This is a genomic window from Micromonospora sp. CNZ303, from assembly GCF_004345505.1.
In genome coordinates, this window is the sequence record NZ_SLVT01000001.1 from 310,304 (window position 1) to 323,707 (window position 13,404).

A 13,404-nucleotide genomic window follows, 5' to 3' on the forward strand; every position below is an offset into this window, starting at 1 on the left:
ACGCTCGCCGGTGGGGCAGCCGGCGACGCAGGGAGGAGAAAGAGCGATGACGCTGTCGCGGCGGACGCTGTGCGCGGGCACCGGCCTGCTGCTGGCCGGGATGCTGGGGCTGGCCGGCTGCGGGTCGGCCGAGGAACCGGTTCCGGCCCCGAGCTCCGCCGCGCCGGCCGCGCCGCGCCAGTTCCTCCTCGGCGCGGCCGGCGTCGGCGACGCCTACTTCCCGACCTACGGCAACGGCGGGTACGACGTCAGCCGCTACACGGTCAAGGTGCGCTACGACCCGGTGGAGGACCGGTTGACCGGAACCACCACCGTGCAGGCGGCGGCGACCGGCGACCTGTCCGCGTTCAACCTGGACCTGGCCGGGCTGACCGTGCGGTCCGTGACGGTGGACGGGGCCCCGGCGAAGCACGGCCGCAAGGGCGACGAGCTGGTGGTCACTCCGGCCCGTGGCCTGATCGCGGGCAACGGCTTCGTCGTCGAGATCGCGTACGACGGTAAGCCGGAGCCGCTGCGCAACGAGGTCCTCGGCAGCGGCGGCTTCCTGCACACCGACGAGGGGGCGATCGCGCTCGGTCAGCCCGAGTCGGCGAGCACGTGGTTCCCCGTCAACGACCATCCCTCGGACAAGGCCACCTACGACTTCGAGATCACCGTGCCGAAGGGGCTGACGGCGGTCAGCAACGGTGTGCCGGCGGGAAAGAGCACGACCGGCGACTGGACCACCTGGAAGTGGGCCGAGCGCAGCCCGATGGCGAGCTACCTGAGCACCGTGGTCATCGGGAAGTTCCGGATCACCGAGGGCGAGCACAAGGGACGGCCGGTGTTCCACGCGGTCACCACCGACCTGCCCCCGGGCGCGGCGGACCGGTCGATCGCCGACACGGTCAAGGTGACCGACTACCTGGAGAGCGTCTTCGGGCCGTACCCGTTCGAGGCGTACGGCGGCGTGGTGATCTCCGACGCCCGGATCCGGTACGCCCTGGAGACGCAGAGCCGCCCGGTCTACTCCGCGAGCTTCTTCTCCCGCGGCGAGAACACCGCCGTGGTCGCCCACGAGATGGCACACCAGTGGTTCGGCAACAGCGTGTCGCTGGCGAGGTGGCAGGACATCTGGCTCAACGAGGGCCTGGCCACGTACGCCGAGTGGCTGTGGGCCGAGCACGACGGCGGGCGCACCGCCCAGCAGGAGTTCGACGCCCGGTACGCGGGCTCCTCGGGCCAGGTGTGGCGGACGCCGCCGGGCGAGCCGGGGGTGCCGAACCTGTTCAGCGAGTCGGTCTACCAGCGCGGCGGGATGACCGTGCACGCGCTGCGGGTGGCCGTCGGCGACAAGGCGTTCTTCGAGATCCTGAAGACCTGGGCGGCGCAGAAGCGCGACGCGAACGCGACCACGGCCGAGTTCGTCGCGCTGGCCGAGCGGGTCTCGGGCAAGCAGCTCGACGACCTCTTCGAGGCGTGGCTGTACGGCAAGCAGCGGCCGGAGCGTCCCGAGCGGGTGTGACGGCGCTCAGCGCGTGACGCGCAGTTTCGGGTTGGCGGCGAGGTAGGCGTCGGCCCGGCCGGCGCGCAGCTCGGTGAGGAACCTCCGTCCGGTCTGCGTGAGCTCCTCGCCCCGGTAGGCGCTGCCCCTGCCGACGCCCGCGCCGGGCAGGTCGACCAGCACGAACCTCTCCGGCGTGAGCCCGCCGAGGGCGTACGCGACGTCCACGACGCGCGGCCCGCCGGCGTAGACCAGGGTGTCGCCGAGCGCGTCGACCACCTGCTGGACGCGCTCCGGCTGCCGGGCCAGGTCCTCGCCGAGGATCTTCGTGGCCAGCGCCTTGATCAGCTGCTGCTGGTGGCGCTGCCGGGCGTAGCCGCCGCCGGTGACGTAGCGCTGCCGGGCGTAGTCCAGCGCCTGCCAGCCGGTGAGGTGCCGCTCGCCCTTCTCGTAGACCATCTGTGGCCCGGTGTAGCCGCCACCGCCGGGCGCGGGCTCCCGGTGCCGGCCGTCGGGGCGGCGGTGCAGCGAGACCACCCGCTGGTCGACGTAGAGGTCCACCCCGCCGAGGCTGTCCACGAGCCGGTCGAAGCCGTTGAAGGTGAGCACCGCGCCGGCGTCGAAGCGCAGCCCCGTGTAGCCGCTGACCGTGCTGCGCAGCAGCTCGTACCCCTGGGCGGTGCTCGGCTGCTTCGGTTTGCCGGGCACCCGGCTGCCGTAGCTCATCGCGTGGGTGAGCTTGGTCCTGCCGCCGCGGTAGCCGGCCTTCGGGAAGGCCGGGATGTCGACCAGCAGGTCGCGGGGGAGGGCGAAGAGGTACGCCCGGTCGAGTCCCTTCGGCACGTGCAGCACCAGCACGGCGTCGCCGTGCGGCTCCCAGCCCGGCACGCTGACCCGGGTGTCCACCCCGACGAGCAGGAGGTTGAGCGGGCCGGTGATGCCGGCGCCCGGCGTCGCGGTCGGGCTCGGGCTCGGGCTCGGGGTGGGGCTGGCCTGCGGCGTCCCGGTGGCGCCCGTCGGCCCGATCGCGCGCCGTGGCCCGTCGTCGCGGACGAGCCGGGTGACGACGAGGGCGCCCACGGCAACCAGGATCACGGTCGCCAGGGCGGCCAGCCCCAGCACCCATCGTGGGCGTGGCGCCCCTGTCCGCTGAGTCATGCGACACCCCCCGGTGATGACAACGCCCCGACGGGGGCGCCGAGTTGCGGGCGGGCGCCTCCGGGATCGTGGACCGGAGCATGATCCCGCGAAATCGGACGCTGGCGCGATGGCTACCGAGCGGTAATGATGCGGTCATGCGGTACGACGTGCTCGTCATCGGGTCCGGCTTCGGCGGCAGCGTCACCGCGCTCCGGCTGGCCGAGAAGGGCTACTCGGTCGGGGTGCTGGAGGCTGGGCGTCGCTTCGCCGACGACGAGTTCCCGCAGACCTCCTGGCGGCTGCGGCGCTTCCTGTGGGCGCCCCGCCTCGGCTGCTACGGCCTCCAGCGGCTCACCCTGCTGCGCCCGGCCGACCGGAAGGCCGGCGGCGGCGTGCTGGTGCTCTCCGGCGCCGGGGTCGGCGGCGGCTCACTGGTCTACGCCAACACCCTCTACGAGCCGCTGGACGCCTTCTACACCGACCCGCAGTGGCGGGACGTCACCGACTGGCGCGACGAGCTGGCCGGCCACTACGACCAGGCGAAGCGGATGCTCGGCGCCACCACGTACCCGCTCGTCACCCGCGCGGACCGGGCGATGCGGGCGGTGGCCGACCGGATGGGGGTGGGGCACACCCACCACGCCACCCCGGTCGGCGTGTTCATCGGCCGCCCCGGCCAGCGGGCCACCGACCCCTACTTCGGTGGCGCCGGGCCGGAGCGCACCGGCTGCACGCACTGCGGCGCGTGCATGACCGGTTGCCGGCAGGGCGCGAAGAACACGCTGGTCAAGAACTACCTCTGGCTGGCCGAGCGACTCGGCGCGCGGGTGCACCCGCTGACGACGGTCACGGCCGTCCGCCCGGCCGGCGACGGCGGATACGCGGTGCACACGGTGCGCACGGGGGCCTGGCTGCGCGCGCGGCGGCAGGTGATCCACGCCGACCAGGTGGTCTTCGCGGCCGGCGCGCTCGGCACCCAGCGGCTGCTGCACGCGATGAAGGCGGAGGGTGCCCTGCCCGCGCTCTCGCCCCGCCTCGGCGAGCTGACCCGGACCAACTCGGAGGCGATCCTCGGCGCCTCGGTGCCCCGCCGGCAGGCCCGTGCCCAGGGGCTCGACTTCACCGAGGGGGTGGCGATCACCAGCTCGTTCCACCCCGACCCGCAGACCCACGTCGAGCCGGTCCGCTACGGCCGGGGCTCGAACGCGATGGGCCTGCTCCAGTCGCTGCTGGTCGACGGCGGGCCGCGCCGGGTCCGCCGTTGGCTGGGAGTCCTGCTGCGCCAGCCCGGCACGGCGGCCCGGCTGCTGTCGGTGCGCGGCTGGTCGGAGCGGACGGTGATCGCCCTGGTCATGCAGTCGGTGGACAACTCGCTGACCACCCGGCTGCGGCGCGGCCCGTTCGGCCGGCGGCTGGTCTCCGGGCCGGGTCACGGCGCGCCCAACCCGACCTGGATCCCGGCCGGCAACCAGGCGGCCCGCCTGCTGGCCGAGGAGATCGGCGGTACGCCCGGCGGCGCCCTGACCGAGCCGTTCGACATCCCGATGACCGCCCACATCCTCGGCGGAGCGGTGATCGGCGCCACCCCGGCCGACGGCGTGATCGACCCGTGGCACCGGGTGTTCGGCCACCCGGGGCTGCACGTGGTCGACGGCGCGGCGGTCTCGGCGAACCTCGGGGTGAACCCGTCGCTGACCATCACCGCCCAGGCGGAACGCGCGATGTCCTTCTGGCCCAACAGGGGCGACGCGGACCCGAGGCCGCCGCTCGGTGAGCCGTACCGCCGGCTGGAGCCGGTGCCACCGCGTCGCCCGGCGGTGCCGGCCGACGCCCCCGGCGCCCTGCGCAGGTGACCAGGACCGGGCGGTCAACCTGTCCGGCCTGAGGGCTCCGGCCCGCGTCGGTCCGTCCAGGCGACCAGCACCGCGTGCGGGAGGGTCAGCGCGGCCAGCACGGCGAACGTGGCGGGCAGCGGGTCCGACCGGTGGCCGGGCCAGGCGACCAGGGCGATCAGCGCGGCGAGGGCCACCGCCGTGGGAGCTGCCGCCTGCCGGGCGAAGCGCCGCAGCGGCGGTCCGACCCGTCCGGCCGCCAGGTCGGCCGTGTTGCGCGGGTCGTGCCGCAGCAGCCGGGCCACGTGACGGCAGGAGTGCCAGGCCGCGAAGTACGCCCCCACGGCCAGGGCCGGCGGCACGGTGCCGAACAGCCCGGCGAGGAGGACGGGTTCGACGGCGTCGCGGGCGCGTCCGGCGCGGGCGTACCGGATCGCGGTGACCGCGACCGCGCCCAGCACGGCGGCCAGCGCCAGCGCCCGCACCTCGGCGGTGAGCAGCGCCGGTGCCCGGGGTGCCACCGCCGCCAGCAGCGGGTCGACCTGGTCGCGCCACAGCGCCAACGGGACGACCACCGGCGGCCCCCCGTACGCGAGCACGGCCGTCACCCCCGTCCGGACCGGCCGGCGGTCCCGCTCGGCGTGGAACGCCACGTCGGCGGTGCCGAAGTGGACGACCGACACGAGGAGGAACCCGACCAGCGCCAGGTCCGGCGCGGCCCGGACAGCCGCCAGCCCGGCACCGGCCACGGCGGTGTAGACCACCAGCAGCGCCACGCGCGCCGCCAGCGGCCGGGCACGCGCCGACAGCCGGGCGGGCACGAGATGGTCGACCGCGCCGTGCGGCAGCCCGAGGAGCAGCCCCGCGACCAGGAAGGCGGGCGAGCCGCCCGGCCCGGCGGCGTCGATCAGCGGCGACATCGCCAGCAGCCCGCCGAGCGCGAGTCGCGAGGCGGTCCCGGCACGCCGCAGCAGCCGGTCCGGCCGCCCCGGGCCTTCCGTCGCGCCGGTCGTACGCTCCGACGGCCGTCGGGTCCGGGCGGGTGCGCGGCCGTCCGCCGCCGGGACTCCGGGGCCGGCGCCGGTGGCCGGGTCAGACGACGGTGAGGTGACCACGGTTGGACAGGGCGCGTAGCCGGCCGAGATCGAGGATGCTCCAGCCCACCTTCGTCAGGATGGACAGCAGGACGAAGAGCAGGCTGGTGGTGGCGGAACTGACCAGGCCGACACCGGCTGGGCCGATCATCCAGAACACGGGGTAGCCCACCCAGAGCACGCTGAGCAGCAGGGCCGCCTCTGTGTACACCGCCGCGATCCCTTCCGGCTGCCGGTGCGCGTGGGCGCGTAGCGGTCCCCAGATCAGGCCGTAGAGCCCGAGGAGGGCCAGGACCCCGATCGTGAAGAGGGTGTAGCGGATCGTGTCGTTCGCCGCGAGTTCGGCGGCCAGCCCGCAGAGGAAGACCGTCAGGTTCGCCCCGACGAGGGCGCCCGTCAATCCCCAACAGCGCCCGGGCAGCGAGTGCGTCGCGGTCAGCATCAGCGCCACCAGCAACAGGGGCGAGGAGACCGCCCAGTCGACGTACCGCGCCCAGTAGAGCGTGTGGCCGGCCACCTCCGCAGTGCCGGCGCCCAGCGCCAGGACCAGGTACCAGAAGCCGGACCAGAGTGGGATGGCGATCGCCACCCGGTACTCGCTGGGCGGGACGCCCCGCGGGTCCGCGCGCCACCGGCTGAACAGCACGACCCCGCCCGCCATGGCGGCGACGTACATCCACAGCCACCACTCGGTCATGCCCACCCCCGGCCGGCTCCCGGCGCCGCGCGCCCGCTGCTGCGATCCGGGCGTACGGCCGGACAGCCGCCCGAACCCGTCGAGTCCCGTGCGTGCCCCGTCGGCAGGCGGTACGAACACCGTATACGGAGCAAAAGCCGCACACAGGTCTAACGGCTCCCGCCGGAAGGGCGGTGGTGCGCCCGACCGCCCGTACGGTGGTCGACGTCACCTCCGCCGCGACGGCGGCGTGGGGCGGACCGGCGGGGGACGCGGCGGCGTCGTCGGTAGGATTTGCTGCCATGAGCACGCCTCGCCCCGTCCTCGTGGTGGACTTCGGAGCCCAGTACGCCCAGCTCATCGCGCGTCGGGTGCGTGAGGCCAACGTCTATTCCGAGATCGTGCCGCACTCGATGCCGGTCGCCGAGATGCTGGCGAAGGACCCGGCGGCGATCATCCTCTCCGGCGGCCCGTCCAGCGTCTACGCGCCGGGCGCCCCGCAGATCGACGCCGGCATGTTCGAGGCCGGCGTGCCGGTCTTCGGTATCTGCTACGGCTTCCAGGCGATGGCCCAGGCGCTCGGCGGCACGGTGGCCCGCACCGGCAACCGCGAGTACGGCGGCACCCCGCTGCGCCCCCGCCTGCTCGACCCGGGCATGCTGCTCCGCGACCTGCCGGCCGACCTGCCGGTCTGGATGAGCCACGGCGACTGCGTGACCGAGGCCCCCGAGGGCTTCACGGTGACGGCCGAGTCGGCGGGCGCGCCGGTCGCCGCCTTCGAGGACGTGGCCGGCCGCCGGGCCGGCGTGCAGTTCCACCCGGAGGTCGGGCACACCGCGCACGGCCAGGAGATGCTGCGCCGCTTCCTGCACGACATCGCCGGCATCGCGCCGACCTGGACGCCCGAGAACATCATCGACGAGCAGGTCGCCCGGATCCGCGAGCAGGTCGGCGACAAGGAGGTCATCTGTGGCCTGAGCGGCGGGGTCGACTCGGCCGTCGCCGCCGCGCTGGTGCACAAGGCCGTCGGCGACCAGCTCACCTGCGTCTTCGTCGACCACGGCCTGCTGCGCGCCGGCGAGGCCGAGCAGGTGGAGAAGGACTACGTCGCCGCCACCGGCATCAAGCTCAAGGTGGTCGACGCGGCCGACCGGTTCCTCGGCGCCCTGGCCGGGGTGACCGACCCCGAGCAGAAGCGCAAGATCATCGGTCGCGAGTTCATCCGGGTCTTCGAGGCCGCCGCGCGGGAGGTCGCCGCTCACGGCGACGTCGAGTTTCTCGTCCAGGGCACCCTCTATCCGGACGTGGTGGAGTCCGGCGGCGGCACCGGCACCGCCAACATCAAGAGCCACCACAACGTCGGCGGCCTGCCGGAGGACCTGAAGTTCGCTCTGGTCGAGCCGCTGCGCACACTGTTCAAGGACGAGGTCCGGGCGCTCGGCCTCCAGCTCGGCCTGCCCGAGGCGATGGTCTGGCGGCACCCGTTCCCGGGCCCGGGCCTGGCCATCCGGATCATCGGCGCGGTCGACCGGGAGCGGCTCGACCTGCTCCGGCGGGCCGACCTGATCGCCCGCGAGGAGCTGACCGCCGCCGGCCTGGACCGGGGCGTCTGGCAGTTCCCCGTCGTGCTCCTGGCCGACGTGCGCAGCGTCGGCGTGCAGGGCGACGGCCGCAGCTACGGGCACCCCGTGGTGCTGCGGCCCGTCTCCAGCGAGGACGCCATGACCGCCGACTGGTCCCGGCTGCCCTACGAGGTCGTCGCCCGGATCTCCACCCGGATCACCAACGAGGTCGCCGAGGTCAACCGCGTGGTGCTGGACGTCACGAGCAAGCCGCCGGGCACGATCGAGTGGGAGTGATCCCGCCTCACGCCGCCGGCGGGTAGGTCGGCGGCGCGGGCTGCGCCACGGTCGGCTGCGCCGCCGTGGGCGGCGCGGCCTGCGCCGGGTGCGGCCAGGCGGGCGCGTCGGCCGGCTCCTCGGGCATCAGGAACCACATGATCGGGTACGCGAGCAGCGCGAGCCCGCCGGTGAGCAGGCCGGCGACCGCGAAGACCACCCGGACCAGGGTGGGGTCGACGGCGAAGTACCGGCCGAGGCCGCTGGCCACTCCGGCGATCATCCGGTCCGTGGCGGGGCGACGGAGCTGCTTGTACGGGGGCTGGGGAGGGGCGGTGTAGGTCATGTCTCCACGGTCCGCGCCGGTCGTCGGGCCGTCCTCGGTGACCGCCCGGATCCCTACCCTGACCCGCCCCTGAGGCGCGAGCATTCAGTCAGGAATCTGACTCTTTTCGATGGACGCAACCCGGGCCGGGGAGAATTTGGCCCCGTGACCACCATGCTGGAGCCGCTCCGCAGGATCGCGGCATACGCAGTTTGTGCTGATTCAGTCGGCCGGGTGTTGCTGGTCCGCGCATCGGAGCGCTCCGGCACCCCCGGCACGTGGTCGCTGCCCGGCGGGGCGGTCGACCACGGTGAGGACCCGCACCACACCGTCGTCCGGGAGACCGCCGCCGAGACCGGCCTCTCCGTCACCGTCGCCGGCCTGCACGACGTGCTCGCCGACATGCGGGCGCTGCCGGAGCGGGGCATCACCATCCACACCGACCGCCTGATCTACCAGGTCTCCGTGCGCGGTGGGACGCTCGCCGACCGGGTCGACCGGCCGACCGACCTGGCCCGCTGGTTCACCCCGGCGGAGGCCCGCGAGCTGCCGCTGCGCTCGTTCACCGCCCGGGCGCTGGGCCTGCCCGCCTCGTCCGCCGACATCGTTCCGGACGAGGCGCCGGAGTTCCCCTCGTTCTACGCCGTGCCCGGCCCCGACGGGCTGCACCGGGCCCAGCGCTTCGCCGCGTACGCCGTGGTGACCGACCCGGACGACCGGGTGCTGCTCACCCGGGTCTCCGACGGCTACCCGGGCGCGGGCTGCTGGCACCTGCCCGGCGGCGGCACCGACTACGGCGAGCAGCCCGGCGCCGCCCTGATCCGGGAGCTGGTCGAGGAGACCGGGCAGACCGGGCGTCTCGTCGAGCTGCTCGGGGTGGCCAGCCACCGGGACGCGGCCTCCCTCGGCCCCGAGGGCTACCCGATCGACTGGCACGGCGTCCGCGCCTTCTACCGGGTCGTGGTCGACAAGCCGGCCCCGCCCACCGTCGCCGACGTCGGCGGCTCCACCTGCGAGGCCCGCTGGTTCGGCCGCGACGAACTGGGCGCCCTCCCCACCGACCGCCTGACCGAGGTGACGGCGGAAGCCGTCCAGGCCGCCCGCCTGGCCTGACCGCCCCCGCCCCCTGTTCCTTGATCACGAGGTCGACCGGCCGGCACGCCGGATCCGCTGCGGCTAGCCTCATGATCGACGGAACGGGTCGGCGCGGGCGGGGGAGTGCGGGCGGGTGGAACAGCGGCGGCGGGTCGGCGCGTACGGGATGTGTCGGGGCTCGGACGGGCGGGTGCTGCTGGCCCGGGGCTCCGGCTCGTGCCCGTTCCCGGGCGTCTGGCAGCTCCCCGGGGGCGGGATCGAGCACGCCGAGCATCCGGCGCACGCGGTGGTCCGCGAGTTCGCCGAGGAGACCGGCCTCACGGTCGAGGTGACGGGGCTGCGGACGGTGTCCGCCGACGTGACGACCTTCCGTGACGTCGGCGTCGCGGTGCACACCGACCGCGTGGTCTTCGACGTCGTCGCGCGCGGCGGCGAACTGCGGCCGGAGCAGGCCGGCGGCACCGACGAGCTGGGCTGGTTCACGACCGACGAGGCGGCGGCGGTGCCGCTCATGCCGTTCACCGGCGAGCTGCTCGGCGTGCCCGTGTCGCCCCTGCCGTCCGATCTGCCCCGTTCGTCGGCGACCGAGCCCGCCGCCGCGCTCCCGTCCGACCGGAGACAGCGCTTCGGGGCGTACGGCCTGGTCACCGACCCGGCCGGCCGGGTGCTGCTCACCATGATCGCCGACGGTTACCCGGGCGCCGGCCGGTGGCACCTGCCCGGCGGCGGGACCGACCACGGCGAGCAGCCCGTCGCCGCGCTGCTGCGCGAGCTGGTCGAGGAGTCCGGCCAGCTCGGCCGGGTGGTCGAGCTGATCGGCGTCGACAACCTGCACAACCCGGCCGCGCTGGGCCCGGAGGGGCGTCCGCTCGACTGGCACGGCATCCGGGTGCTCTACCGGGTGGCGGTGGACGCGCCCACGGAGCCGCGGGTGACCGAGCTCGCCGGCGGCTCCACCGCCCGCGCGGGCTGGTTCACCCCGGAGAAACTCGCCGGGCTGCCGCTGAGCGGGATCGCCGCACTGGCGCTGGCCAATGCGCCTGCCGACGAGCGTCCGTAACCGGACATCGGTGCCCCCGGCACCCGCTCACCGAGCCGGCGGAGACGGGGTCCGGTACATTCGATGTGGGGTTGGTGGAGGAAACGGGCGATGGAGCCCGAGATGGGAATAAGAGAGCGGTACGCGCGGTTAGAGCAGTTATAAGTACCGCCGGCAGCTATCGCCAACCCCCGTTCCCCTATGCGATGGTGTACTCCGCAAAACGGCTGCCGGGCCAGAAAGGTCCGGCACGAGACAGCCGGACGGCCGCCCTCGCGACGGTAAACCGATCCGGTGATGGAGGAAACGTGCCGAGAGCCCCATGGCGCCGGCGTCGTACCACTGACAGTCCGCGTCCCGCAGGGCGTCGTTGGGCGGGCCCGTTGCGCCGCAGCAGCACGCTCGCCCGGCAGGTGTTGCTGGTCCGGGTGGGGCGCCGCGACGGCGACCTGCACGCGACCAGCGACCTCTCGATGCCCGAGCACCGCTACGCCGACCGGCCGCGACGCCGCTACGGACTCACCCGCGTCGAGCGCGCCGACGTCGCCTCGATCGTTCCGGTCAGCCCTGCGCTCGGCCCCACGACCCCGGTCGACGACGAGTCGGCGATGTCGATCCCGCTGCTTCCGGGCGAGCGGACGGTCGCCCGCCGGATGAAGTTCGCGGTGGTCAACGCCTGCACACTCAGCAGCCTGATGCTCGGCATGCTGGCCATCTTCCTGGCCATGCAGGGCGAGGTGCGCGTCGCCGCGCTCTGCCTGATCGCCTGCGTGGTCTTCGACGGCCTCGACGGCGCGCTCGCCCGCAAGTTCGGCGTGGCCAGCCCGTTCGGGGCGCAGATGGACTCGCTGGCCGACATGTGCTCGTTCGGCCTCGCCGCCCCCGTGGTGGTCTACGCCTCGCTGGCCGGTTCGGTCTCCACGCCGGCCGCCGCGGTGGCCTGCGCCCTCGTCGCGGCGTGCGCGGCGATCCGGCTCGCCCGCTTCAACGTCTCGCCGAAGGACGGCAGGTTCTTCTGCGGCGTGCCCACCACCATGGCCGCCGCCGTGCTCGCCCTGACCGTCGCCATCGGGCTGCCCGTGCCGGGCATCGTCCTGGTCGCCGGCGTGGCGCTGCTCGCCTTCGCCATGGTCTCCAGCTTCCCCTACGCGAAGCTCGCCCGGCTGCTGAAGCTGCCGCCGTGGCTGTGGCTGGCCCCGGTGATCGGCGCGCTGATCGACATCCGGCTCACCTTCGCCCTGATCGTGGTCGGTTACCTGGTCAGCGGCCCCGTGCTTTGGCTGCGTCAGCGCCGCACCGCCTGACACACGTACGCGAGAAGGGGCGCCGCGATTGCGCGGCGCCCCTTCTTCGTGTCGTCCGGCCGGGCCTCAGCGCCAGCGGGCGATGACGGTCGAGCCCCCGACGACCTTGTCCCCGGGGCCGACCAGCGGCTCCGCCGCGTCCGCCGGCAGGTAGACGTCGGTGCGCGAGCCGAACCGGATCAGGCCGAAGCGCTCGCCCCGGGCCAGCAGCGCGCCGATCGGCGCCCGCTGCACGATCCGCCGGGCGATCAGGCCCGTGCGCTGCGCCACGACCACCGTGCCGCGCGCGGTGTCCAGCACCGTGTACGCGGCCACGTTGTGCTCCGCCGCCGGCTTCATGGCGTTGGCGAAGCCGCCGTCGGCGACGAAGTAGTCGACCACCTTGCCGGCCACCGGGGCACGGTTGACGTGCACGTCCAGCACCGACAGGAAGACCGCGATGCGCAGCCACTCGCCCTCGCCGAAGCGCTCGTCGTGCAGCCGCTGCACGGACAGCACCCGACCGTCGGCCGAGGCGACCACCGCCGAGGAGTCCTCCGGCACGTCGCGCTCCGGGTCCCGGAAGAAGGCGGCCACCGGGGCGGCGGCCAGGGCCGGGAGCAGCCAGAGCTTCGACTTCGGCCGGGTCGCCCGGGCCACCGCGGCCAGGCCCAGCGCGATGCCGGCCGCGGCCACCCCGTTGGAGTCGATGTGCATGCCACGGGTGAGCGGGACGCTGGACGGCCGGTACGCCGGTGCCAGCCGGGCCGCCGACGCGGCGTCGGCCGGGGTGTAGCGGAGCCGGTACACCCGCAGCGGCGGCGTGTTGCGCAGCACCAGGTCGACCCCGACGCCGTACAGCGCGCCCTGCCGGTCCAGTTCGGCGGCGGCGCCCGCGGTACGCCCCGGCGTCGCGGTCGTGGCCACGCTCAGCACCGCGCCGTCGGCGAGGTACTTCGTCAGGCCCTCGACGGCGGCGCGGGTCTCGTCTGCCGTGCCGGTCAGCGCCTCCCCGGCGACGACCACCGCGGCCGGCTCGGCCTCGGCGAGGGTGTCGACCACGCGGACCCGGTCGGCCACCCAGCGACCCTGGGCGGTGACGTGCTCCCGGAGGGCCGCCGGGGAGGTCGACCCGGCGGGCACCAGGGTGAGGGTGTCGCCGGGCAGCAGCGCGTCGATCGCCGCGGTCAGCACCGCGGACTCGGGCGTCGCGCCGACCAGCAGCGCGGCCTTCGGATCGTTGATCCGGGCGAGCTCGGAGACGAGCGTACGGGCGGCTCGCTCGCCGATGCGGACCGGACCGGACCGGCCGGAGGTGCGCACGGCGGGGGACTGCGTCATGTCGGACGGACTCCTGACGGGTAGAGACGGGAATCGCGGCGGGACCGCCACGGCGGCGCGTCCGGCCGGCGCGGCGGCAGGTCGGTGCGGCGGCCAGGTCGGCGCGGGCCGGCCGGCGGAGGCGAGTTCTCCACGGCCAGCATAGGCCGCCGCCGACGACGGCCGCACCGCTGTGGTCAGCCGCGCGGGCGCTCCCCACCGGCCGGCGGCCCGTCGGTCCGCCGGGACAGGGCGTCCTCGTCGGCGGCGCGGTCCTCG

11 protein-coding genes are annotated in these 13,404 nt (G+C 74.6%); 6 read left to right on the forward strand and 5 right to left on the reverse strand.

Annotation, left to right across the window (positions count from 1 at the left end; all coding sequences use genetic code 11):
- Positions 1–46: 46 nt before the first annotated feature.
- On the forward strand, positions 47–1,504 hold the full coding sequence (locus EV374_RS01555) for a M1 family metallopeptidase (RefSeq protein ID WP_132230965.1): 1,458 nt from the start codon (positions 47–49) through the stop codon (positions 1,502–1,504).
- A 6-nt stretch (positions 1,505–1,510) separates the two neighbouring features.
- Here the strand turns inward: EV374_RS01555 and EV374_RS01560 are convergent, their stop codons facing one another.
- Positions 1,511–2,641, reverse strand: coding sequence for an LCP family glycopolymer transferase (locus EV374_RS01560; protein WP_132230966.1), 1,131 nt, complete (start codon positions 2,639–2,641; stop codon positions 1,511–1,513).
- 137 nt (positions 2,642–2,778) lie between these two features.
- Between EV374_RS01560 and EV374_RS01565 the strand changes: the two genes are divergently transcribed.
- Complete coding sequence (locus EV374_RS01565; protein ID WP_132230967.1) at positions 2,779–4,476, forward strand: GMC family oxidoreductase; 1,698 nt, start codon at positions 2,779–2,781, stop codon at positions 4,474–4,476.
- Positions 4,477–4,490: 14 nt separating this feature from the next.
- On the opposite strand, the gene EV374_RS01570 is transcribed toward EV374_RS01565, so the two are convergent.
- Positions 4,491–5,375: a Brp/Blh family beta-carotene 15,15'-dioxygenase gene (locus EV374_RS01570; protein WP_132230968.1), complete on the reverse strand. Its 885-nt coding sequence runs from the start codon at positions 5,373–5,375 to the stop codon at positions 4,491–4,493.
- Between the two features lie 172 nt (positions 5,376–5,547).
- Positions 5,548–6,246, reverse strand: a complete 699-nt coding sequence (locus EV374_RS01575) for a bacteriorhodopsin (RefSeq protein WP_132230969.1) — start codon at positions 6,244–6,246, stop codon at positions 5,548–5,550.
- A 281-nt stretch (positions 6,247–6,527) separates the two neighbouring features.
- On the opposite strand from EV374_RS01575, the gene guaA reads away from it, so the two are divergent.
- Positions 6,528–8,084 carry a glutamine-hydrolyzing GMP synthase gene (gene guaA / locus EV374_RS01580; protein WP_132230970.1) on the forward strand — a complete coding sequence of 519 codons (1,557 nt, stop codon included), beginning with the start codon at positions 6,528–6,530 and terminating at the stop codon, positions 8,082–8,084.
- 7 nt (positions 8,085–8,091) lie between these two features.
- On the opposite strand, the gene EV374_RS01585 is transcribed toward guaA, so the two are convergent.
- A complete protein-coding gene (locus EV374_RS01585) occupies positions 8,092–8,409 on the reverse strand; it encodes a PspC domain-containing protein (protein ID WP_132230971.1) in 318 nt (105 codons plus the stop codon).
- 144 nt (positions 8,410–8,553) lie between these two features.
- Here EV374_RS01585 and EV374_RS01590 point away from each other — a divergent pair, with 144 nt between their 5' ends.
- The 3 genes from EV374_RS01590 (at position 8,554) to EV374_RS01600 (ending at position 11,826) form a co-directional block, all read left to right on the forward strand.
- Entirely contained in the window at positions 8,554–9,501 is a 948-nt protein-coding gene (locus EV374_RS01590; RefSeq protein WP_132230972.1) for an NUDIX hydrolase, read from the forward strand.
- Between the two features lie 115 nt (positions 9,502–9,616).
- The gene (locus tag EV374_RS01595; RefSeq protein WP_132230973.1) at positions 9,617–10,543 is read left to right on the forward strand and encodes an NUDIX domain-containing protein; all 927 of its coding nucleotides are present in this window, start codon (positions 9,617–9,619) and stop codon (positions 10,541–10,543) included.
- 362 nt (positions 10,544–10,905) lie between these two features.
- Positions 10,906–11,826: a CDP-alcohol phosphatidyltransferase family protein gene (locus EV374_RS01600; RefSeq protein ID WP_132230974.1), complete on the forward strand. Its 921-nt coding sequence runs from the start codon at positions 10,906–10,908 to the stop codon at positions 11,824–11,826.
- A 66-nt stretch (positions 11,827–11,892) separates the two neighbouring features.
- Here EV374_RS01600 and EV374_RS01605 read toward each other — a convergent pair whose 3' ends face one another.
- The gene (locus tag EV374_RS01605) at positions 11,893–13,146 is read right to left on the reverse strand and encodes a phosphatidylserine decarboxylase (RefSeq protein ID WP_132230975.1); all 1,254 of its coding nucleotides are present in this window, start codon (positions 13,144–13,146) and stop codon (positions 11,893–11,895) included.
- Between the last annotated feature and the right edge of the window lie 258 nt (positions 13,147–13,404).